At 29.9% G+C, this 24,095-nt stretch carries 24 protein-coding genes; 19 read left to right on the plus strand and 5 right to left on the minus strand.

The window, feature by feature from the left end; genetic code table 11:
• The first annotated feature begins 98 nt into the window (after positions 1–98).
• From ACLR9T_RS08065 to ACLR9T_RS08145, 17 genes are all read left to right on the plus strand, one after another.
• Positions 99–302: a hypothetical protein gene (locus ACLR9T_RS08065; protein ID WP_413109029.1), complete on the plus strand. Its 204-nt coding sequence runs from the start codon at positions 99–101 to the stop codon at positions 300–302.
• Positions 303–528: 226 nt separating this feature from the next.
• Positions 529–966: a MarR family winged helix-turn-helix transcriptional regulator gene (locus ACLR9T_RS08070; RefSeq protein WP_413109030.1), complete on the plus strand. Its 438-nt coding sequence runs from the start codon at positions 529–531 to the stop codon at positions 964–966.
• A 149-nt stretch (positions 967–1,115) separates the two neighbouring features.
• Positions 1,116–1,547, plus strand: coding sequence for a LytTR family DNA-binding domain-containing protein (locus tag ACLR9T_RS08075; protein WP_413109031.1), 432 nt, complete (start codon positions 1,116–1,118; stop codon positions 1,545–1,547).
• 1 nt (position 1,548) lies between these two features.
• Positions 1,549–1,977, plus strand: a complete 429-nt coding sequence (locus ACLR9T_RS08080) for a hypothetical protein (protein WP_413109032.1) — start codon at positions 1,549–1,551, stop codon at positions 1,975–1,977.
• Between the two features lie 13 nt (positions 1,978–1,990).
• On the plus strand, positions 1,991–2,305 hold the full coding sequence (locus ACLR9T_RS08085; RefSeq protein ID WP_413109033.1) for a hypothetical protein: 315 nt from the start codon (positions 1,991–1,993) through the stop codon (positions 2,303–2,305).
• Between the two features lie 118 nt (positions 2,306–2,423).
• The gene (locus tag ACLR9T_RS08090; protein WP_413109034.1) at positions 2,424–3,872 is read left to right on the plus strand and encodes a S41 family peptidase; all 1,449 of its coding nucleotides are present in this window, start codon (positions 2,424–2,426) and stop codon (positions 3,870–3,872) included.
• A 106-nt stretch (positions 3,873–3,978) separates the two neighbouring features.
• Positions 3,979–5,952 carry an excinuclease ABC subunit UvrB gene (gene uvrB / locus ACLR9T_RS08095; protein WP_413109035.1) on the plus strand — a complete coding sequence of 658 codons (1,974 nt, stop codon included), beginning with the start codon at positions 3,979–3,981 and terminating at the stop codon, positions 5,950–5,952.
• Positions 5,942–7,297: a CCA tRNA nucleotidyltransferase gene (locus ACLR9T_RS08100; RefSeq protein WP_413109036.1), complete on the plus strand. Its 1,356-nt coding sequence runs from the start codon at positions 5,942–5,944 to the stop codon at positions 7,295–7,297. The genes uvrB and ACLR9T_RS08100 overlap by 11 nt, the downstream gene beginning before the upstream one ends.
• Positions 7,298–7,300: 3 nt before the next feature.
• Positions 7,301–10,123 carry an excinuclease ABC subunit UvrA gene (gene uvrA / locus ACLR9T_RS08105; RefSeq protein WP_413109037.1) on the plus strand — a complete coding sequence of 941 codons (2,823 nt, stop codon included), beginning with the start codon at positions 7,301–7,303 and terminating at the stop codon, positions 10,121–10,123.
• Between the two features lie 13 nt (positions 10,124–10,136).
• Positions 10,137–11,072, plus strand: coding sequence for an HPr(Ser) kinase/phosphatase (gene hprK, locus ACLR9T_RS08110; RefSeq protein WP_413109038.1), 936 nt, complete (start codon positions 10,137–10,139; stop codon positions 11,070–11,072).
• 3 nt (positions 11,073–11,075) lie between these two features.
• The gene (lgt, locus tag ACLR9T_RS08115; protein WP_413109039.1) at positions 11,076–11,876 is read left to right on the plus strand and encodes a prolipoprotein diacylglyceryl transferase; all 801 of its coding nucleotides are present in this window, start codon (positions 11,076–11,078) and stop codon (positions 11,874–11,876) included.
• Between the two features lie 186 nt (positions 11,877–12,062).
• The gene (locus ACLR9T_RS08120; protein ID WP_413109040.1) at positions 12,063–14,150 is read left to right on the plus strand and encodes a glucose PTS transporter subunit IIA; all 2,088 of its coding nucleotides are present in this window, start codon (positions 12,063–12,065) and stop codon (positions 14,148–14,150) included.
• A 20-nt stretch (positions 14,151–14,170) separates the two neighbouring features.
• The gene (locus tag ACLR9T_RS08125) at positions 14,171–14,998 is read left to right on the plus strand and encodes a PRD domain-containing protein (protein ID WP_413109041.1); all 828 of its coding nucleotides are present in this window, start codon (positions 14,171–14,173) and stop codon (positions 14,996–14,998) included.
• Positions 14,999–15,226: 228 nt separating this feature from the next.
• A complete protein-coding gene (locus ACLR9T_RS08130; protein ID WP_413109042.1) occupies positions 15,227–16,216 on the plus strand; it encodes a mannose/fructose/sorbose PTS transporter subunit IIA in 990 nt (329 codons plus the stop codon).
• 17 nt (positions 16,217–16,233) lie between these two features.
• Positions 16,234–17,049 carry a PTS mannose/fructose/sorbose transporter subunit IIC gene (locus tag ACLR9T_RS08135; RefSeq protein ID WP_413109043.1) on the plus strand — a complete coding sequence of 272 codons (816 nt, stop codon included), beginning with the start codon at positions 16,234–16,236 and terminating at the stop codon, positions 17,047–17,049.
• Between the two features lie 23 nt (positions 17,050–17,072).
• The gene (locus ACLR9T_RS08140; RefSeq protein WP_413109044.1) at positions 17,073–17,990 is read left to right on the plus strand and encodes a PTS system mannose/fructose/sorbose family transporter subunit IID; all 918 of its coding nucleotides are present in this window, start codon (positions 17,073–17,075) and stop codon (positions 17,988–17,990) included.
• A 36-nt stretch (positions 17,991–18,026) separates the two neighbouring features.
• Entirely contained in the window at positions 18,027–18,407 is a 381-nt protein-coding gene (locus ACLR9T_RS08145) for a DUF956 family protein (RefSeq protein WP_413109045.1), read from the plus strand.
• A gap of 62 nt (positions 18,408–18,469) precedes the next feature.
• Here the strand turns inward: ACLR9T_RS08145 and ACLR9T_RS08150 are convergent, their stop codons facing one another.
• Both ACLR9T_RS08150 and ACLR9T_RS08155 read right to left on the minus strand, forming a co-directional pair.
• The gene (locus ACLR9T_RS08150; protein WP_413109046.1) at positions 18,470–19,084 is read right to left on the minus strand and encodes an ECF transporter S component; all 615 of its coding nucleotides are present in this window, start codon (positions 19,082–19,084) and stop codon (positions 18,470–18,472) included.
• 168 nt (positions 19,085–19,252) lie between these two features.
• Complete coding sequence (locus tag ACLR9T_RS08155; protein WP_413109047.1) at positions 19,253–20,221, minus strand: P1 family peptidase; 969 nt, start codon at positions 20,219–20,221, stop codon at positions 19,253–19,255.
• Between the two features lie 226 nt (positions 20,222–20,447).
• On the opposite strand from ACLR9T_RS08155, the gene ACLR9T_RS08160 reads away from it, so the two are divergent.
• Positions 20,448–21,029 (plus strand): IS110 family transposase, encoded by a 582-nt coding sequence (locus ACLR9T_RS08160; protein WP_413109051.1) that lies wholly within the window; start codon positions 20,448–20,450, stop codon positions 21,027–21,029.
• A gap of 124 nt (positions 21,030–21,153) precedes the next feature.
• A complete protein-coding gene (locus ACLR9T_RS08165) occupies positions 21,154–21,276 on the plus strand; it encodes a transposase (RefSeq protein ID WP_413109052.1) in 123 nt (40 codons plus the stop codon).
• 534 nt (positions 21,277–21,810) lie between these two features.
• Here ACLR9T_RS08165 and ACLR9T_RS08170 read toward each other — a convergent pair.
• From ACLR9T_RS08170 to ACLR9T_RS08180, 3 genes are all read right to left on the minus strand, one after another.
• The gene (locus ACLR9T_RS08170) at positions 21,811–22,383 is read right to left on the minus strand and encodes an SOS response-associated peptidase (protein ID WP_413109048.1); all 573 of its coding nucleotides are present in this window, start codon (positions 22,381–22,383) and stop codon (positions 21,811–21,813) included.
• 29 nt (positions 22,384–22,412) lie between these two features.
• Entirely contained in the window at positions 22,413–22,964 is a 552-nt protein-coding gene (locus ACLR9T_RS08175; RefSeq protein ID WP_413109049.1) for a DNA-3-methyladenine glycosylase I, read from the minus strand.
• A 340-nt stretch (positions 22,965–23,304) separates the two neighbouring features.
• Positions 23,305–23,676, minus strand: a complete 372-nt coding sequence (locus tag ACLR9T_RS08180; RefSeq protein WP_413109050.1) for a hypothetical protein — start codon at positions 23,674–23,676, stop codon at positions 23,305–23,307.
• Positions 23,677–24,095 lie beyond the last annotated feature (419 nt).

A 24,095-nucleotide genomic window follows, 5' to 3' on the forward strand; every position in this document is an offset into this window, starting at 1 on the left:
GCCAAGAAACAGGAGTAGATTGCGCAAACACAAAACAAAGTAAAAAAGTGATATTTGATTTTAAGATTTGTGGCTCATTGATTAAAAGGATAATTAGAATGACAAACAAAAAGTTAATAATAAAAGCAGGGAAAATTGGTATTAAAGCTGACTGTGCGATAAAGCCACTAAGTGTATACAGTAAAACAGTTATGAAAAACATGGTCCATGGACGTAAGCCAAAATCATTAGTTGGTAACATGGTGAATCCTACACTAATTGCAACACCAGGTAAAATATTTTCAACACCAAAAAGCAATTGAAAAATATATACAAAACTAATATTAATAATAAAACGGAAAGCGTTAAATAAAATCAAATAGCATCTAGGATATTTATTTTTAAATGTCATCATATCAAAGCCTTTCTATAAACTTGATTTCTTAAGATAATTCATGTACTATATAAAAAAATAAACAATAATAGTAAATAATTATTTACTATATTTTAGTAACAATAAATTAAAATGTCAAGTATACGGAGGAAGATATGAAACACAAAGAAATTGTTAATAATTTAATACGATTATTAGCATATTGGCATTATAAAATCGAAAAGCCTTTAAAAAAAACACAAAAATATCCGAAAATTAGTTATGAATCATATTTTTGCTTAGTAACACTAGGCAAATTTGGGCCATTAACAATGTCAGAAATAGCAAAAAACTTGAAATTATCAAAACAACAGGCAACACAATTAATAGATAAACTTTATAATGAACATTTTGTCGATAGATTAGTTGATAACTCAGATCGTCGCAAGATTTTAATAAATTTAACAGATAATGCTAAAAATTTTTTAAAAACAAGTCATTTCGATGGTACTGTTCTTGATTTGCAGATTGAAACAAAATTAAGTTATTCAGAACAACAAGAATTATATGAAGCAACTGAAACGATGATTAGGTTATTATCAAAATTTAAATAGAATAATTAATACATAAAATAGGATTCTAATTAGAATCCTATTTTATGTATTAGCAAGAATATTGAACCACCTATTAAAAATATAGTACCAGTTATAATAAAATAATGATTTTTAGTAATTATTACTATACAATCATTAGGGAGGTAATTATGAAAATTAAGGTTATTAAAGATGATTCTTATCAGGAATGTGAAATATTAATATATACTGATAATGAGATAAAAGGAAAAGAACTTGTAGAATATCTTAATATGTTAAATGATCAAATTAAAGGTTATTATCGTGATGAAATAGTCTTTTTAAATCAAAATGAGATATTATATATTTATACAAGTAATAATAAAGTTTATGCGAGCTGTAACAATAGAGAATATCTTCTTAAATATCGCTTATATGAGCTGGAAATAATACTAAACGACTCATTCATACGAATTTCAAATTGCCAAATTGTAAATAAGCAATATATTCAATCATTTAAAAGAGAAGGGATTAAAACAGTTGCAATAGTTTTAAAAAATAATATAAAATTATATATTTCGAGAAGATATCTTGGAATTGTAAAGAAAAGAATTGAGGGATAATATGAAAAAGCAGATAATTAGGTTTATTGTTGGTTTTCCACTTGGGGTATTTATGGCAAATACATTGTTGATTATATACCGTTTATTAACTCAATCTAAATTAGAATATTTTAATAGTTTTGCTTTTACAATAGATGTAAATACCAACATACTTATTCAATATATATTGTGTGGAATAATCGGGATGTTAAGTATATCATTTTGTACACTGTTAGAAGATTTAAGTAAACCCATGGTTAATCAGATTATATTACACACATGCTTTACTTTTATCACAGAATTAGTGTTTTGTATTATTGGAAATATAATTGAAAATAAAACTTTCTTAATTATATTATTAGCTGTATATATAATGCTTTTAATAATAGGTTACTATGTTTTATATCGTAAAACTAATAAATATGTAGAGAATTTAAATCAATATCTTTAGAGGAGCTAAAAAGATGAAATATAAAAAAATATTTATAATTATAACAATTATTTTAAGCGTAATTCATATATATTTACTTTATCATTATGGGTGTTTAAGGGATGAGTATAATATTGTTGGATGGTCAAATCTAGGTAATTGTTTATGGCTAGGATTATTATTTTCTATTATTGCATTAATTATAGCTAGTATATATATTAAAAAAGCTTATAAAATATTGTTTATTATTTTGGGAATATATTTTTTATTTAGTGTTGCTACTATTTCTTGGTATTATAATTTTGCTAAGGAATATCCGTTAGGAGTAGAAATAGAATATATAGAATAGAAATGGGTATGATAATTTATTATCATACTTTTTTAATTATCAAGAATAATGTTTTTTTTATTTTTTACTAAAAATTGTTTAGATAATATGCTAGAATATAGTAATGTGAGGTGTAATCATGGAAGACTTTATTCAACCAAATCAAAAAATAAAAAAACCAATTAAGAAAAATCATTTTAAAGAGACTATATTCATTATATTAATGATTATTTGTTTAGGAATTGGTTTTGTTTCTGGCTATGTAATTAAAAAAACAGATTCTAATTTTAAAAACGGAAATGTAGATACTACAGTATTAGATGAAGCTTATGAAATTTTAAATAATTATTGGTATAATCCTAATGATAATAAAGTAGATATTGAGGGTAACTCTATTGCTGCATTAGTAAATTCATTAGGAGATATTCATTCGTCATATTTTACTTTTGAGCAATCAGTTGCTTTTAATCAAAGTGTAGATGGTAATTTTGATGGAATAGGTGTAGCATATACAGCTTTAAATAATGGAATTATTATTACAAAAGTGTATCAAAAAAGTCCAGCAAGTAAAAGCGGTTTACAAGTAGGAGATATTGTTACTAATGTTGATGATACTAATATTGCTGGAAAAAATGCAGATGAGGTTAAAAATCTTGTTAGAGGTGATGCTGGTACGAATGTAAAACTTACTGTTACTAGAGGTGAAAAAGTATTTACAGTCGATGTTGAACGGGGAAATGTAGAAACAGCGGTAAATGGTGAAATAAAGGAAGAAAATGGTAAAAAATTTGGCTATATTGGAATTAGCACATTTGGTAGTACTACTGGAGAGGAAGTTGAGAAGTTTTTAGAATTGTTTGTAGATGAACAAGTTAGTAATGTAGTTATTGATTTACGAGGTAATGGAGGCGGTTATCTTGTTGCTGCTAATGAAGTTTTAAATCTTTTTGTCGATGAGGGGAAAACTATTTATCAAATAAAAGAAAAAAATGGGGCTGTTCAAAAGACTAAAGCAAGTGACGGGAAAAAGTATAGCTTTGCTAATAACTACATCTTAGTGGATGATCAAACTGCATCAGCTTCAGAAGTAGTAGCAGGAACATTGCAAGAGTTATGTGATTTTAAATTGGTTGGTTCTCAAACATATGGAAAAGGTACAGCACAAACACAAAAACAGTTGAGTGATGGCTCAGTATTAAAGTATACATATGCAAGATGGTTGTTACCAAGTGGAAAATGGATTAATGAAGAAGGTTTAACACCTGATTATTTAGTTGAAAATATAGATGTTAGTGATATATCGACAAAAACGGTTGATAAAGATTTAAGTTATGATTGTGTAGATGAAAGAGTTTTAGCAATGCAAAAATCATTAAAGATTTTAGGTTATGATTGTAAAAGAGAAGATGGTTATTTTTCTAGTGATACTGTAGAGGCTTTAAAACAATTTGAAAGTGCAAATAATCTAACTGTTGATGGTATTTATAATGATAATGATAAAAATATGTTAATAAGTAAAGTAATTATTTATATTAATGATCCAAGTAACGATTATCAATATAAAAAGTTAATTGAAATAATGGAGTAAAAACATAGCAGATAATAACTGTTATGTTTTTTATTGTCATGGGTATAATTCTTTTAACTTGGTTATTTTCTTGATATAATAGAAAAGACCTATAGGAGGTGTAAAAATGCATCAATTTAAACTAGTCTCTCCCTTTAAACCGATGGGAGATCAGGTAGAAGCAATTGAACAGTTAGTAGAAGGTATTAAAGCAGGAAAGAAAGAACAGGTTTTACTTGGAGGAACTGGTACAGGAAAGACATTTACAGTTTCTAATGTAATAGCTGCTGTTAATAAGCCAACACTTGTTCTAGCACATAATAAAACTTTAGCAGGACAATTATATTCAGAATTAAAAGAATTTTTTCCTGAAAATAGAGTTGAATACTTTATATCAAACTTTGATTTTTATCAGCCGGAAGCTTATATTCCTGGCCGAGATTTATATATAGATAAAAATGCTAAAACAAATTACGAAATCGAAATGCTTAGAAGTGCTGCAATGAATTCTTTAATTGAACGTGAAGATGTAATTGTTGTAGCATCAGTAGCTTCAATATATGGGCTTGGTAACCCTGAACAGTATAAAGAAATGATTTTTGCATTACGTGTTGAGCAGGAAATTGATCGTAAAGAACTGCTTACATATTTAGTCGATCGTCAATATCAACGTAATGATATTGAGCAAACTAAAGGAACTTTTAGGGTGAGAGGTGATGTAATTGAAATTGTACCTGGGCATACTGAAAGCTGGTTAATTAGAATTGAGTTATTTGGTGATACAGTTGAAAGAATTACAGAAGTGGATCCATTAACTGGACATGTTTTAGGAGCATATAATACATATACAATTTACCCAGCCTATGGCTATGTTACTAAAAAAGAACAAATATTAAAAGCATGTAATACAATCACTACGGAGTTAGAACAAAGATTAAGAGAATTTAAAAATGAAACTAAATTATTAGAATATGAACGTTTAGACCAAAGAACTCGACATGATGTAGAGATGTTAAAAGAAGTAGGAATGTGTCCTGGAATAGAAAATTATTCTCGTCATATTGATGGACGTAAAGAAGGCCAAAGACCATATACTCTAATTGATTATTTTCCAAAAGATTTTTTAATGATTGTAGATGAAAGTCATGTTATGTTACCTCAAGTAAGAGGTATGTATAATGGAGATCGCTCACGTAAAGAAACACTTGTTGAATATGGATTTAGGTTACCAAGTGCTTTAGATAATCGACCATTAAGATTTGAAGAATTTGAAAAAATAATTAATCAAGTAATTTATGTATCAGCTACTCCTGGAGATTATGAATTAGAAAATGTAAATAATCAAGTTGTACAACAGATCATTCGACCAACAGGATTACTCGATCCTAAAATAGAAGTACGGCCAACTAAAGAGCAAATAGATGATATTATTAGTGAAATTAAGATTCGTCAGGATCGTAATGAAAGAGTTTTAATAACTACTTTAACTAAAAGAATGGCTGAAGATCTTAGTGCATATTTAAAAGAATTAGGGATAAAAGTAGCATATTTACATAGTGATACTAAAACATTAGAAAGAACAGAAATATTAAGAGATTTACGTTTAGGTAAATATGATGTCTTAGTAGGAATCAACTTACTTAGAGAAGGATTGGATTTGCCAGAGGTAAGTTTGGTTTGCATTCTTGATGCTGATAAAGAAGGGTTTTTAAGAAGTAACCGCTCTTTAATTCAAACTATTGGTCGAGCTGCTCGTAATAGTAATGGTGAAGTTATTATGTATGGTGATAAAATTACTGACTCAATGGCCTATGCAATTGAGGAAACAAATCGTCGTCGTAAAATACAAGATGCGTATAATAAAGAGCATAATATTATTCCAACGACTATTCATAAAGAAATTCGTGATGCAATTAGGGGACAAGAAGTTATTGATGATGCAGCTAGCTTAGTTAAAAAAGGACGCAAGGCTAGTAAGAAAGATAAACAGGTAATGATTCATGAACTAGAGAAACAAATGAAAGATGCTGCAAAAATACTAGATTTTGAAAGGGCTATGGAACTTAGAGATATAATTATGGAGCTTCAAGGTGAAAAGTAATTATAGATTTCCTCCTCTTGTTAAAAATATTTTCAAAGATGTTGATGAAAAAGGAGGGAGTGTTTTTCTTGTTGGTGGAATAGTTCGTGATATGTTAGTTTATGGAAATGTTGATTATCATGATGTAGATATTGAAGTATATGGTTTGACTGTTGAACAGTTAGAGAATATACTAAGCAATTATGGACATGTAAATTGTATTGGTAAATCATTTGGTATTTTAAAATTAGATATTTTACCAAATTATGATTTTGCACTTCCTCGAACTGAGACTAAGGTTGGAAAATATCATCAGGATTTTGAGATTGAAGTTGATAAAAATCTTGATTTTAAGAAAGCTGCTTCAAGACGTGATTTAACAATCAATGCCTTGATGTATGAAGTTAAAACAGGTAAACTTTATGATTATTTTCATGGGATTGAAGATTTAAACAAACGAACTTTGCGAATGGTAAATGAAAAAACATTTTCAGAAGATCCTTTGAGGGTTCTAAGACTAGCCCAGTTTGCTTCGAGGCTTGACTTTTGTATTGAACCAAATACAAAAAAAATATGTAAGGAAATGGCTGGTAAGGGATTATTAAATAGCTTGAGTAATGAGCGGGTATTTAATGAATACAATAAATTATTATTGAGTAATCGTCCTTCAATTGGCTTAACCTTTTTAAAAGAAATAAAAGCTATTTTACCTTGTTTAGATGTACTATCTGAAACCATGCAAAGATTAGATTATCATCCAGAAGGAGATGTATGGCGACATACTTTATTAGTTATCGATTTAGCGGCATTATGCAAACATAAAACAGCTAATCCTTTAGGCTTTATGTGGGGAGCATTATTACATGATATAGGAAAACCATTAGTAACAACTAAAGAGGGTCATGCTCCCAAGTATAATGAGGCAGGCGTTAAAATTTTTAATCAACAACTAAAATCACTTATACCAGATAAAAAATTACAGAAGTATATTAAAACGATTATTTTATATCATATGCATTTAATGAATATGGTTAGAAATGGAGCAAAGGATTATAGTTATTTTAAAATTTTAAAAGGAATAGATGGAATAGTTAGTATTCAGGACTTAATTTTAATTACAAAATGTGATAAACTAGGAAGATATAAAGATGAACATGAAAATATAAATCATTTTGATTTTGTTATGAAAAAAAAGATGGTTCAGTTAGGAACGGTTGCGCAATTACCGTTAATTGATGGTAATGATCTTAAATTATTAGGAATTGAGCAGTCATCAAAGTATCAAGAATTACTAGATTGGGCTTATGATCTACAATTAAAAGGTCAAGATAAAGCATCAATTTTAAAGATGATAAAAGGTAGGTAAGATATGGAAAATGATAAACTAATCATTAAAGGCGCTAGAGAAAATAATTTAAAAAATATTAATCTTGAGATACCTAAAAATAAACTTGTAATTATGACAGGGTTATCAGGTTCTGGAAAAACTTCTTTAGCATTTGATACTATCTATGCGGAAGGACAGCGACGCTATGTAGAGTCATTAAGTGCATATGCAAGGCAGTTTTTAGGAAATATGGAAAAGCCTGATGTCGATAGTATAGAAGGACTTTCACCAGCAATAGCGATTGATCAAAAAACAACATCAAATAATCCCCGTTCTACAGTAGGAACAGTTACTGAAATATTTGATTATTTGAGATTATTATATGCTAGAATTGGAAAAGCTTATTGTCCAGAACATAATACGATAATTGAATCACAAACAATTAAACAGATGGCGGATACAATTGAGAGGTATCCTGATGGAAGTAAATTACAAGTGTTAGCACGTGTAGTAAAAAATCAAAAGGGAACTTTTAAAGACCTATTTGAAGATTTATTAAAAGATGGTTATATTAGAATACAAGTTGATGGAGAAGTTAAATTATTAGATGAAGGTATCGAGCTTGACAAAAATAAGAAACATAATATTGATGTTGTAATTGATAGAATTGTAAAAAAAGAGGGATACCGTAGCCGATTAATAGATTCATTAGAAGTTGGATTGAAATTGACAGGTGGGGAAGTTATTGTTTCTAATTTAAGTGATGGTAGTGAAGCGTTATTTTCAGAACATTTAGCTTGTCCTATTTGTGGATTTAGTGTTCCTAAATTAGAACCTCGTTTATTTTCATTTAATAATCCACTTGGTGCTTGTCCAGATTGTCGAGGATTAGGAATAAAAAATGAAGTTGATGATGATTTATTGATTCCTGATTGGAGTTTAAGTATAAATCAGGGTGGAATTCGTTATTTTAAAACATCTGTTGGTACAGATCGAATCGAATGGCAAAGATTTTTGGTATTATGTAAAACATATAAGATTGATTTGGATAAACCATTAAAAGATTTTACTAAAAAAGAATTGAGAATTATTTTAGATGGTTCTGATAAACCAATAACTTATCAAATAGTATCGAGTAGTGGAAATGTTTCTAAAACAACAAAACCTATTGAAGGGGTTAAAACTTTAATAAAAAGAAGGTTTGAAGAAACTACGTCATCATGGTCTAAAGAATGGTATGCTTCATTTATGGCAGAGCACACATGCCCAACATGTAATGGTAGAAGATTAAATGATCAAGTACTTAGTGTTCGAGTAGGTGGGTTGAATCTAAGTGAGTTTACAGATATGTCAATTAGACAAGCTTTAAAATTTGTTAATGAATTAAAGTTAAATGATTATGAAGAAAAAATTGCACATTTAGTTTTAAAAGAAATCAAAGATCGTTTAGGATTCTTAAATGATGTAGGATTAGGATATTTAACTTTGTCAAGAAAGGCGGGTGGTCTTTCAGGGGGAGAAGCACAACGAATTCGTTTAGCTACCCAAATTGGTTCAAGACTAACAGGCGTATTATACGTTTTAGATGAACCGTCAATTGGGTTACATCAGCGTGATAATGATAAATTAATTGCAACTTTACATAATATAAGAGATCTTGGTAATAGTGTACTAGTAGTTGAACATGATGAAGATACGATGAGAGCAAGTGATTACATCGTTGATATCGGTCCTGGCGCAGGAGTTCATGGAGGAGAGGTAATTGTTGCTGGAACACCTCAAGAAGTAATGGAGTGTAAGAAATCAATTACAGGACAGTATTTATCAGGGCGATTAAAAATTGATGTACCAAGCAAAAGAAGAAAAGGAAATGGTAATTTTATTCAAATCAAAGGAGCCCAAGAGAATAATTTAAAAAATATTAATGTTAAATTTCCATTAGGATGCATGTCTGTAGTAACAGGGGTATCTGGTAGTGGAAAAAGTACACTAGTTAATGAAATCATGGGTAAAGCAATGATGGCGAAGATTTACCGCTCAAAAGAAAAGCCTGGTAAACATAAAGCTATTTTAGGTTTAGAAAATATTGATAAAGTTATTGAAGTAAGTCAAGATCCAATTGGTAGAACACCACGTTCTAATCCTGTTACATATACAGGGGTATTTGATGATATTCGCGATTTATTTGCACAAACAAATGAAGCTAAAATGCGAGGATATGATAAAGGAAGATTTAGCTTTAATGTAAAAGGTGGACGTTGTGAGGCTTGTCAAGGAGATGGTTTAAAACGTATTTCTATGCATTTTTTACCTGATGTTTATGTTCCATGTGAACAATGTGGAGGTAAAAGATATAATGAAGAAACTTTACAAGTTACATATAAGGATAAAAATATTTATGACGTTTTAGAAATGACAATAGAAGATGCAGTTGAATTTTTTAACAACCTGCCTAAGATAAAAAATAAGTTACAGACTTTACAAGATGTTGGTTTAGGATATATTAAATTAGGACAAAGTGCAACTACATTATCTGGAGGAGAAGCACAACGTGTTAAGCTAGCTAGTGAATTACAGAAAAAAGCAACTGGTAAAACAGTGTATATTCTTGATGAACCTACAACAGGTTTACATAGTAATGATGTTGCTAGATTGATTGAAGTATTACAACGAATCGTTGATCAAGGAGATTCAGTAATTATTATTGAGCATAATCTAGATGTCATTAAAGTGGCTGATTATATTATTGATTTAGGTCCTGAAGGTGGCGATGGCGGTGGTACAATAGTTGTTGCTGGAACACCGGAAAAGGTTGCTAAATGCAGTGAAAGTTATACTGGAAGTTTTTTAAAGAAAATCTTATAGGGAGGATAAAGTAATGCCAAAGTCAATTACAATTGGTGAAATATTAAACAAAGACCATTATGTTCAAGTTACTGGTGATGAAAAAGCATTAGAAAGACCAATTTATGTAGCTGAAATAAATCGACCAGGATTTGAATTAGCAGGTTTTTTTAAACATAGTGATTTTCGTCGAATAATCATTTTTGGTGATAAAGAATCAGCGTTTATTAATGAAATGTCTGAAGAAAGACAACGTGAAATCTTTCCTTTCTTAATTAATGATGAAGTACCATGCATAATTATTGCTAAAGGAAATGAATGTCCAGCTATCTTAATCGAAATAGCTAGAAAAAAAGATTTTCCAATCTTTGTAACTGAATCTGCAACAGGTAGAGTTTCAATCGAGTTAACTAATATTCTTGATGAAGCTTTAGCTCCGGAGACATTAATACATGGAGTATTTTTGAATATTTATGGAAAAGGTGTTATTATTAAAGGCGATAGTGGAATAGGAAAATCTGAAATAGCACTAGAATTAGTAAAAAGAGGACACTTACTTGTTGCAGATGATGCTGTAGAATTATATCATTTAGGTCAAAGTATTGTGGGAAAAGCTCCTGAAGTACTTACTAATTTATTAGAAATTCGTGGTATTGGGGTAATTGATGTTTCTAAAATGTTTGGTATTAGTTCGATTTTAGATAAAGATAAAGTAGATTTAATAATTCAATTAGATCGTTGGGTACCCTCACGTGAATATACTCGAGTTGGGGTAGAAGAAAATGATTCTACAGAAGAAATTTTAGGAGTTAAGATTCCAAAGATTGTTGTACCAGTATCAAGCGGACGAAGTATGTCAGTGATTATTGAAGCTGCGGTTATGAATATGCGGTTACGAGAATATGGTGTTGATTCTAGTAAAGAGTTTGTTGATCGAATTTTAAAAAATATTGATAAAAATAAGGGGTAAAATATGACTTTTTTTCCTGATGGTAAGACATTTATACAAATTGGTTCGTTTTCAATTGCATGGTATGCAATCTGCATTATTACTGGAGCTGTTATAGCTTATAAAATAGGCCAATATAATTTTAAAAAAATGGGCCTTGATAAAGAGGTTTTATCTGATTATTTCTTTGGATTAATGATTACTGGGGTAATTGGAGCTAGAATTTGGTATGTTATTTTTATGTGGAATGAACTCTATGCAAATAATCCAATTGAAATTATCATGTTTAGACATGGTGGATTAGCAATTCAGGGTGGTATATTTGTTGGATTAGTATTTAGCTGGTGGTATTTTAAAAAGCATAAAATAGATTTTATGGTTGCTGCTGATGCAATCATGCCAGGTGTATTGATTGCACAGGCACTAGGTCGATGGGGAAACTTTTTTAATCAAGAAGCTTTTGGTGGACCGGTAAGTTTAGATTTTTTACAATCACTACATTTACCAAACTTTATAATTGAGGGAATGCATATAAATGGACAGTATTATCATCCTACCTTTTTATATGAGTCATTAGCTAATATAGTGGGGTTTTTAATTATTTATTTTGTGATTCGTAAAATTCAAACTAAACAGGGAGAACAATTCTTTAGTTATTTTATTTGGTATGGAATTTTTAGATTTTTTATAGAGGGTCTAAGAACAGATAGCTTATATGTAATGGGATTAAGAACTGCACAGTTAGTTTCGATTGCTTTTGTAGTTGTTGGGATTGCTGGATATATTTATTGTAAAAAGTATGGTAAGCCAGCAATTAAAATATGAAATCTGGTTGGATTTTAATATAAGGTAGATAATATTAGTGAAATTGAGGCAAAAATTTATTGCCTCTATTTTTTACATTACCAATAATTTTTGTTGACATAAACTGTGCTAGCTGACTATTATAAATGTAATAAGCTAGAGGTATTTTTAAATCAATAATTATAGATATATTGAATGGAGGTCAGCATGAAAGCAAAAATCTTTAGTGTTTTACAAAGAATTGGGCGTAGCTTTATGTTACCAATCGCGGTATTACCGATTGCAGGTTTATTTTTAGGTATTGGGAGTTCGTTAACTAGTAGTACAACAATTTCTACATTACATTTAGAAGCAGTTTTAGGGAAGGGGACATTTTTAAATGATTTTTTAACTATTTTAACTAAGGTAGGAAGTGCTTTTTTTAATAACCTGCCTATTATCTTTGCTGCTGCAGTAGCCTTAGGAATGGCAAAAAAAGCAAAAGAAGTAGCGGTTATTTCTGCTGTTATTGCATTTTTTGTAATGCATACAACTATTAACGGTATGTTAACGTTAAGTGGTGCAATTATAGATAATCAAGTAGTTAGCTCAAATGTATTAGATGGAACTATTACATCTATTTGTGGGATACTCTCGTTAGAGATGGGGGTATTTGGTGGAATAATAGTTGGTTTGGGAGTCAGCTTTTTACATAATCGATTTTATCAAATTCAGTTACCTAGTGTTTTATCTTTTTTTGAAGGAGAACGTTTTATTCCAATTATATCTACAATAGCTTTTTTATTTGTAGGAATATTAATGTTTTATATATGGCCATTTATCCAAAATGCAATTTTTGTATTAGGAAAATTTGTTTCTACATCGGGATATTTTGGTACTTTTGTTTATGGAGTTATAAAAAGATTATTAGTACCTTTTGGCTTACATCATGTATTTTATTTACCATTCTGGCAAACTGCTATTGGAGGATCTATGGTTGTAAATGATGTTATGGTATATGGAGGACAAAATATATTTTTTGCCCAACTAGCAGATCCCAATATATTACATTTTAGTAGCGAAGCTACTAAATATTTCACAGGTGAATTTATTTTTATGATATTTGGTCTTCCTGGTGCGGCTTTAGCAATGTATCATACAGCTAAACCAGAGATGAAAAAAGCCATAGGCAGTCTCTTTCTTTCAGCTGCTTTAACTAGCATTTTAACAGGAATTACTGAGCCTATTGAGTTTTCATTTTTATTTGCAGCTCCTTTATTATTTGGGGTTCAAGTTTTATTGGCGGGAAGTGCTTATATGATTGCTCATATATTTAATATAGCAATAGGTTTGACTTTTTCTGGGGGATTAATTGACTTTATTGTTTTTGGAGTACTTCAGGGTAATAGTAAAACAAATTGGATATTAGTGATTCCAATTGGAATAATATATTTTTTCCTATATTATTTTAGTTTTAAATATTTAATTAAAAAATTTGATTTAAAGACACCAGGTAGAGATTCTAATAATAAATTATTAGTTTTTAAAAAACCTAATTTAGGTGATAATAAAAATATCATTGATAAACAATCACAACTTATTATCAGAGGATTAGGAGGAAGAGATAATTTTAATGATTTAGATTGTTGTATTACTAGATTACGGGCTACAATTAATGATAATACAAAACTAAACGAGGGTTTATTGAAACAATCTGGAGCTGCAGCAATAGTCACACAAGGTAATAGTGTACAAATAATTTATGGACCAAAGGCATCATCTATAAAAACTAAATTAGATGAATATTTGTTAAATGTACCTGTGGAATATGATGAATATAAAGAGGAAATAGTGTATAATCAATCATGTATAGAGTTGGGAAATGTTGTAGATGGAGAAGTAATGCCAATAGAATCATCATGTGATCAGATATTTTCACATAAACTTATGGGTGATGGGGTTATAATTAAGCCATATAATGGATTAATTGTGTCACCTTGTAATGGTGTAGTAACAATGATTTATCCAACAAAACATGCAGTAGGGATAAGGCTAGATAATGGATGTGAATTATTATTACATTTTGGAACTAATACAGTTAATTTAAATGGTAGGGGATTTGATGTGTTAGTTAAAATCAATCAAAGAATTAATAAGGGAGATTTGATATTAAATGCTGATTTAGAGTATATTCAAGAAAATGCAACTAGTGATCAAATCGTTTTGGTAATTACTAAAATGGAAGATGGTTTAAAGATTGAAAAAAATTATGGAGAAATGAAAAGAGGGGTTACAATTTTAAAGATACTTAGTTAATTAAGAGAGGGAAATATAATATGTATACGGTTGTCAAGGTATTAAATAATAACACTATTTTAGCTAATAACGAAAATGAAGAAGTTATTATAATGTATAAGGGAATTGGTTTTGCAAAAAAAGCTAATGACCGTTTTGAAATACCAAGGAATGCTAAAAAATATTTAATGCAAAAAGGATATAATGATAATAGAAAATCCAATGATATTATTAATTATATAGATCCAATCTATTTAGAGATAGCATCTGAGATAATAAAGCTTGCAATCCAAAAATTTGGAAAAGTTGATAATGATATTTTATTACCATTAGCTGATCATATATATTTTGCAATTAAACGGATGGAAGAAAATATTATGCCTTCAAATCCATTTATTAATGATATAAGATTATTATTTCCAGATGAATATGAAGTTGCTTTAATGGGGCGTGATGTAATAAAAAAATTTGTATCTAAAACAATTAATGAAGATGAAGTGGGATTTATAACACTGCATATCCATTCTGCAATTTCATCTAATCAAGTAGCTGAATCAATGGAAGCAACACGAGTAATTCATGAGGGGATCATTAAATTACAAAAGGATTTAAATATAGTAATTGATGTTCAATCAATTTCTTATGTTAGATTAATGAATCATATCAAGTTTTTAATATTGAGAGTAAATTCTAATGAGAAGTTACAAATGGATATTAGTGAATTTACTAAAGATAAGTTTCCTTTTGCATATGAACAAGCATGTAATATGTGTAAAGCATTATCTAAGGTTTTGAAAAAAGAGTTGCCAGAGTGTGAAGTTGGTTATCTAGCGTTACATTTAGAAAGAATATTATCTAATATTCAGTAATTATATTTTGAAACAATAAATTTTTTAATCAGTTCTTGACAGATGCTTATTATAAATGATATTATGATTGTGCAAATTGAATACTTTATAGTGTGTAACTGTTAGGCAGGCAATAACTATTTTAATAAAAGATTTTAATGTTTTTTAGATTAAATATCTTATATTTAGAAATAGTTATGTCTGCTTTTTTGCATTATTAAGTATTTAAAAGAAAGGGAGGAAATTATAATGGTAGGAATTATTCTTGCTAGTCATGGTGAATTCGCAAATGGAATTTTGCAATCCGGATCAATGATTTTTGGTGACCAAGCAAATGTAGTAGCAGTTACATTACAGCCAAGTGAAGGACCAGATGATCTTAGAGCAAAGATGGAAAAAGCTATTGCTAGCTTTGAAAACCAAGATGAAGTATTGTTTATGGTTGATTTATGGGGTGGAACACCATTTAATCAAGCTAATGGCTTAATTGATGGTCATGAAGATAAATGGGCAATCGTAACCGGTTTAAATTTACCTATGTTAATTGAGGCATATGCTTCACGTTTATCTATGGAATCTGCTCATGAAATTGCAACACATATCACAGAGGTTTCTAGAGAGGGCGTTAAGACTCGTCCAGAATCATTAGAACCAAAGAAAAATGAAGTTGTTACAGAGCAAAAAAGTCAATCACAAGGTGCTATTCCAGAAGGTACTGTAATTGGTGATGGACATATCAAGTATGTTTTGGCACGTGTAGATACACGACTATTACATGGACAAGTAGCAACAACTTGGACAAAAACAACACAACCTAATCGAATTATTGTTGTATCTGATTCAGTATCACGTGATAATTTACGTAAGAAGATGATTGAACAAGCTGCTCCACCGGGTGTAAAGGCTAACGTTGTCCCAATTGATAAAATGATTCAGGTTGCTAAAGACCCACGCTTTGGTAATACAAAAGCAATGTTGTTATTTGAAACACCGCAAGATGCACTTCGGGCAGTTGAGGGTGGAGTTGATATTAAAGAATTAAATATCGGTTCTATGGCTCATTCAATTGGTAAAGTAGTTGTTAATAAAGCAATTGCTATGGATAAAGATGATGTAGAAACAATTGAAAAACTTAAGACTAAAGGAATTGTGTTTAATGTACGTAAGGTACCAAGTGATTCTAATGAAAATATTGATAATCTTCTTAAAAAGGCAAAAGCCGAATTAAATAAGGGTTAGAAAAGGGAGGAATTATAATGTCTATAATTACAATAATTTTAATTGTTATAATTGCCTTGCTAGCTGGGATGGAAGGAATATTGGATGAATTTCAATTTCATCAGCCGCTAGTGGCATGTACTTTAATTGGTTTAGTAAGTGGTCACTTATCAGAAGGAATTATTCTAGGTGGTTCACTTCAAATGATTGCTCTTGGTTGGGCAAATGTTGGTGCAGCAGTTGCACCAGATGCAGCGTTAGCATCAGTAGCATCAGCCATTATTATGGTTCTTGGTTTAGAAGGTGGAACAACTGATGTACAAACAGCGATTTCAACAGCAATTGCAGTTGCAGTACCTTTATCTGTTGCTGGTTTATTCTTAACAATGATTTGTCGTACTATTACGATCCCAATGGTTCATTTCATGGATAGTGCTGCTGAAAAGGGTAATATTCGTGCTATTGAAATGTGGCAAATTTTAGCAATCTTATTACAAGGTGTACGTAGTGCTATTCCTGCAGCCGCACTTTGTGTTGTACCAGCCTCAGTAGTTACTAACGCATTAAACCAAATGCCAGCTTGGTTATCTGGTGGTATGACTGTAGGTGGTGGAATGGTAGCTGCAGTAGGTTATGCAATGGTTATTAATATGATGTCTACAAGAGAAACTTGGCCATTCTTTGCTCTAGGGTTTGTTTTAGCAGCAATTGGCGAATTAACTTTAATTGCATTAGGTGCAATTGGTGTTGCTTTAGCGTTAATATACTTAGGATTAAAAGAAAATGGTGGTTCTAATGGAGGAAACGGCTCAGGTACTGGTGATCCATTAGGAGACATATTAAATGATTATTAAAATCTTGGAGGAGGAAAGAAACAATGGCAGAAAAAATTAAATTATCAAAAAAAGATCGTATTGCAGTTGCTTGGCGTCATCAGTTCCTTCAAGGTTCTTGGAACTATGAACGTATGCAAAATGGTGGTTGGTGTTATTCGATTATTCCAGCTATTAAAAAGTTATATTCAAATAAAGAGGATCGAGTATCAGCTTTAAAAAGACATTTAGAGTTCTATAATACTCATCCTTATGTATCAGCCCCTGTTATGGGAGTTACATTAGCATTAGAAGAAGAAAGAGCTAATGGTGCCGATATTAATGATACCGCAATTCAAGGTGTTAAGGTCGGAATGATGGGTCCTTTAGCTGGTGTAGGTGATCCAGTATTCTGGTTTACTCTTAGACCAATATTAGGAGCTCTTGGAGCCTCTTTAGCCTTGAGTGGAAATATTGTTGGACCATTATTGTTTTTCTTTGCATGGAATATTATTCGTATGGCATTTCTATGGTATACACAAGAATTTGGTTATAAAGTTGGTACCTCTATTGCTCAAGACTTATCAGGTGGTTTACTAGGAAAAATCACACAAGGGGCATCAATTCTTGGGATGTTTATTATTGGATCTTTAGTTCAGCGTTGGGTAAGTATTACATTTACACCAATCGTTTCTACTGTTACTCAAGCTGATGGTGCATTTATTGATTGGAGTAAAATACCTTCTGGGGTAGAAGGTATTAAATCAGCTCTAGAACAGTATAGTTCTTTAGGGGCAAGTGGATTAAATGCTGAAAAAGTTACAACTCTACAACAAAACTTAGATCAGCTTATTCCAGGATTATCTGCATTATTATTAACATTATTATGTTGTTGGTTATTAAAAAAGAAAGTTTCACCAATCGTCATTATCGTAGCACTATTTGCTGTAGGTATTCTTGCACGTCTTGGTGGGATAATGTAGTATAATTATAATTTTAAAATGTAAAGGAGAATTCATATGGTGCAATCTTTAAATACAAAGGTGGATTTAACAATTAAGGCAACTTCTTATCTAGGCTTAGCAAATTATGGTAATGTCATGGTAGGTGATAATGCTTTTGAATTTTATAATGATAAAAATATTAGAGATTATATTCAAATTCCTTGGGAAGAAGTTGACTATGTTATGGCATCTGTTATGTTTAAAGGTAAATGGATTCCTCGCTTTGCAGTTGTCACAAAGAAAAATGGTAAGTTTATATTCTCTTCACGTGACAATAAAGCTTTACTACGGGCAGTTAATAAATATGTGGCATCCGAAAACCTTGTTCGTTCTCTTAGTTTTTTGGATATCATAAAAAGAGGGATTAAATCACTCTTTTCTAAAAAAATCGTATAAAGACTCTGCTAAAGAGTCTTTTATTATATAAAAAATCCTGTATTCAACACAGGATTAAATTATTATTTAGTTGCCATAGGTTTAATTGCTTTATATGCTAGTAACGTTACTATAGCTCCAATTATGGCTTCTATTATTCCGTTAGTTGTAACAACCCCCAACAACATTACTATTAGTGAATTGTATGCAATATTAATAGCATCAGCATAAGCTTTACCAAAGAAAAAATAAATGCCTCCTAAAACAAGAATAGTATTAGTGATTGATCCAACTAAAGCGCTAGAAATAATAGCAACATTTTCATTATTAAATTTACTTTTTAAAAATACAAATGTCACCCCAGCTAAATATCCAAGTATAATTCTAGGTACAAGAGCAATTAAAACACTTGACCAATTGCCACTGATATTACCTACTGTTACAAATGGAGAAAAGCAAAATGATGTAATTCCTGGTTGAATCGTTGCTCGAATTAAACTAGTGAGCCCAAATACAAATCCTAATTGAGCTCCTGCCCTTTTACCTAATGTAATTCCTGCAATAATTACAGGTATGTGCATTGTTGTGGCACTAAGGGGTCCAATAGGAATATATCCTAATGGTGTTACAACAAGTATGACTTCAATAGCAAGGAACATTGCCATGAAAGCCATGTGCTGTGTTTTTTTAGATCTCATATTTTCCTCCTACTATCACTCTATATAGATGTGATGTTTATTTTGAGTGTCTAGCCATATTTTCCCATTTTCTAAGAGTCATTTTTGATCTCTTGAAAATATCTTGTCTATATGGTTTGACGATATGATTATAGTACAAAATATAATTTATGCCAATTATAATAATTATTATTTATGCAATTCTTTATATGATTTTAGACCAAAGCTACTATCTGCAGCTTTGATTGCATTATTAATTGCTTTAGCAATCATTTCGGTTGCTAAAATACCAACTGCATCAGGCATAATCTCAACTTCATTGGTGCTTAAAACAAAAATAGTATCACCATCACTCATTGTATGAACTGGTAAAATTGCTCGAGCGTAGCCATTATGAGCAATACCAGCAATCTTTGTACACTGAGCTTTATCTAATTTAACATTAGTAATAACACAACCAATAGTAGTATTGCCACTTGGTAATTCCCGGATTGCTTCTATTTGTTTATAAATCACTTCATCAGCAGGAACAATACATTTGCGTTGGTGATCATAAATACCTGCAAGTTGTTCATTAGTTTTATAATCAATGACATTTCCACAGGCATTTACCGCAACAATAGCGCCTACCTGGATATCGTTGATTTGTATTGCACTGGTACCAATACCTCCTTTCATTGCATATTGGGGTCCCATGATCTTACCAACACTAGCTCCACATCCCGCTCCATAATTTCCTTCTTTAATTGGTTCTTTTTTTTCACTGTTTAAACATGCTAAGTAACCCATTTCTTTATTAGGCCGAATTTTAGGATCACCAACGGTTAAATCAAATAAAGAAGCACCACAAACAATAGGAACATGAGCAACTTCCATATCAAAACCACAATTATGTTCTTCTAAATATTGCATAGCACCGCTAGCAGCATCTAGTCCAAAAGCACTACCGCCACTAAGCATAACAGCATTGACTTGTTGAACCATGTTGATTGGATTTAGTAAATCAGTTTCACGAGTAGCCGGACCACCCCCACGAACATCAACTCCTGCAGTTGCTCCTTTTTTGCAAATGATTACAGTACATCCAGTACCAGCTTCCTGGTTTTCTGCTTGACCAATTTGAATACCTTTAATATCAGTTATTTTAATCTCTTTCATTTTATCACGTATACTCAATTTAGGTCACTAAGTTGAGTATTCTCCTTTCTGGCCTTATACACATTTATATCATCCAGGGCCAATGATGATATAATTTTATTAGCACTGTGGATTTGTTCCTATTTTTCTACAGCTTGACTGTTTAGAGGTGATACCTGCCACAGTTCTTTTTCAAATTGTTGATTAAGTTAATTAGCACTCGATGCTTTATGACCAACTTGAATACATGAAGAAGAACCTTGCGGCCTTATTGACAGTGCAAATTATTTTCTGGAGGCTTTTTTATGACTTATTTTATTGGTATCATATTGCCAAATACAAGCACGTCTGTTTCATTCATGATCATAATGGTGAAGCCACTGGTCATTACGGAAACAACCTTGAACAATTCCTCAAATCCTGCAATTTTGTCTTTATGAAGATTAATCCTTTTTTAATCAAACAATTTTCCAAAGCCTCAACTCTTAGGAAAACTAAAACTGATAAGATCGATTCTGTTTTGATTTCTCGTTATCTTACGACCGTTGATTACAAGCCTATTTCGAACCTGTCATATTACATTCAGACTTTGAAATCATTATCCAGATTGCGTGATTCCCTTGTCAAACTAACTGTTGTCCTGGATATTATTTTCCCTGAATATAAATCTTTCTTTAATAATAAGCTTTCTTCCAGTACCTGTATTTATATACTTGAAAACTATGGTTCTCCTGAGAAAATTTCAAGAATAAATACAGATTCATATGATAAAATGAAAAGAAAATTAAGACTCTTATCCACGCTTTATGTCTTTAAAGGATTTAGCTAAAAATACTGTTGGTACTACTGATGAGATTTATCTTTTTGAACTTAGCACCTTGCTTTAAATTTACAAAAATATTAATGCTAAAATAAAAGATATTGAAGCTAGAATCATCAAAGAATATCGTCATATACATACAATCAAAGGAATTTCTGAAGTATCCGCTGCGGGAATATATGCTGAATTTGGTGAAGTTCATAATTATATGAATCATAACCAGATACTTGCGTATGCAGGAATCATCCAGAAATGAGTTTGGACAAGATAATTTCAAAGGTCACATAGTAAAACATAGCCCTTCTCATCTTCGTCAAATTATCACGAATGTTGTAGATACTTTTGCATTAAACAATCCTGTTATATATGACTATCAATCAAAGAAGGAAAACACTGGCGAGTTGCACAGACTCATGTTGCCAGAAAACTTATCCGTATCATTTTTCATCTAGAAAAAAACGATATGGATTTTGATTTCAAATTATTAAAATAATAATCAACAGTTGTCGCTAATAATTTTTTTGGAGTTGAAAAACTCCTTTTTGGCGTTATTTGATATCTATATATAAATTTTTTATAAATCGCTTGATTTACAATAGTTAATCACCTCTTCCATTAATTTTAATTAACTTATATTAAAAGGCTATAACTATTTGTCTTACAACTTCATAGTTATAGCCCTAAAATTAATTAAAATTATATCCTACAATATTGTCATCTAATATTTACAAATAAAGTATATCGTTTATAGAAACTAATCACAAATAAAATGCATAAATACTTGTAAAATTTAAAATAGCCTAGTTTGTAAAATACCTGCAGATATCTTCAACTGTGATGGCTTAACTTTTAAAACACCTTTAAAACTATCTTTACTTAACCACGATTTCATCTGCTCATCAGTTAAAACCAGTGGCATTCGCCGATGTATTAATCTCATACTTTCATTGGCTGATGTAGTTATAATTGCCATTTCCATCTGACCTTCAATAATTCGGTAAATTCCAGCCAATAACATAATTTGATTTTCTTCATTAATAAACGTAATTTTATGTTTATGCTGATCCCATTCATAAAAACCACTAGCAGGAATAATACAACGATTAATAAGAACTTCATTTTTAAACATGGCTTTTTTTAATAACGTTTCACTTCGAGCATTAATAACCAATTTATTATCAAATGTTTTAAAACCCCATTTTATTCTTTTTAAATTTAATCCACTATCTTGACTTACTATAATAGGTACCTCATTGCCAGGATAATAGTCTTTAGCAGTTAATAACTCACGCTCGAATTCATAATCAATACGTTTTTCTAATTCTATTAGTGCTTTTAATTCTAAAAAATACCGTCCACACATAAATATTCCCCACTTTTATTAATTACATATTATTTATTATAACAAAAACAATCTTTCTCATGATCATTAACTATTCCAACTGCTTGTAGATAAGAATATATTGTTACTGATCCCACAAAACTCATTCCTCTTTTTTTCAAATCATTAGAAATTTCATCTGATAATTTAGAAGTTGTTTTTAAAATATTATCAGTATTTCTTATAATTTGATGATTATTAAATCCCCATAAATACTTTGAGAAACTACCAAACTCATCTTGAATTTTCATAAAAATCTTAGCGTTATTTATTGCTGCACCAATTTTAAGCTTATTTCTTATTATTTTCTTATTATTTAATAATTCTTCTATCTTTCTTTGATCATAATCAGCAATCATAATAACATCAAAATTATCAAATGCTTCTTTAAAAGCCTCACGTTTTTTTAAAATAGTTATCCAGGATAGTCCTGCCTGAAATGTTTCTAATAAAAACATTTCATATAACTTTTCATCATCATAAACTGGTATTCCCCATTCATGATCATGATAATCTTTATAAATATCTGACTTTTCATCTACCCAGCTACATCTTTTTACCATTAGCCTACTCTCCTTTTTTATTACACATTATAATGATACTCCTAATTTTTCATCAACTATCATAATTGAAAAAGAATTTCTATTTTCAAATTTTTTATTATTAAATGGAAAAGAAGATACTATACCACTATCCATTCTAATAAAAATACTATAACCCCGTCCTTTTTCAACCTCAGATTCTACTTTATATTGAGTTGAAATAATACACTTTTTAGAATTATTGTTTCCAAAATAAGTTCCATCACCATTAAAATATTCATCATTTGCTTTTAATAATTGTTCAGATTTATATATTCTATTATTTAAAGGATTCAGATAAGCTATATCATATGTAAAATCGCTAAAATTGTATATTATAAATCATATTGCTGATATACAATTCCTGATAATAAATATCATCTTCTCTCTCACTGATAACAATATAATTATAATATCGATTTTGTTCTTTAAATAGATATATTTGTACTTTTGCTAACTTCTCTTTATCATCATTATAACTGATAAAACTTTTATAATCTAATGGATTTTCTTTATTAAATATTATATCTTTTTTATCTAAATCATATTGGCAATACATAGTAGCACATACAGTTGCTATTACTACACATAAAGAAACATTAACTAAAAAATGTAGTATTCTAAAGCTCAATGCATTAATCTTAATATCTGTAAACCCTAAATTCTTAATTTTAAGAACATCTTTTTTTATCATAAGCAATTGTTTAATTTTAAAAATAAAAAATATTACTGAAGTTATAATTAAAAATAATTATGTTTGTAATCCTTCTGTATAAGCAATAAAGAAAATTAAATATACTAATAAATTAAAAGAAATCTATTAACATGATAATTATCATTTAAAAGTCTTTTAAACCCATAAACCATTAAAAATATTCTTATAATTCCAACAAATATGGTTATTATAAAAAGTGGCGCATAAAACGCTAAATCAATCATATTAATAATTAAAAACAAAAAAGCAGAATAATAAGTATATTTAAATATATTATTTATATTTTTAATAAGTCTAATTCCTAAATAGAATAATAATCCTGACAACAACATATTTATATATGGTATCCATCCAGCCTCAATATTAAAAAAAAGAAATATTAAAACTTATAGTTATAT

Source organism: Thomasclavelia sp., from assembly GCF_047249845.1.
Classification (GTDB): domain Bacteria; phylum Bacillota_I; class Bacilli_A; order Erysipelotrichales; family Coprobacillaceae; genus Thomasclavelia.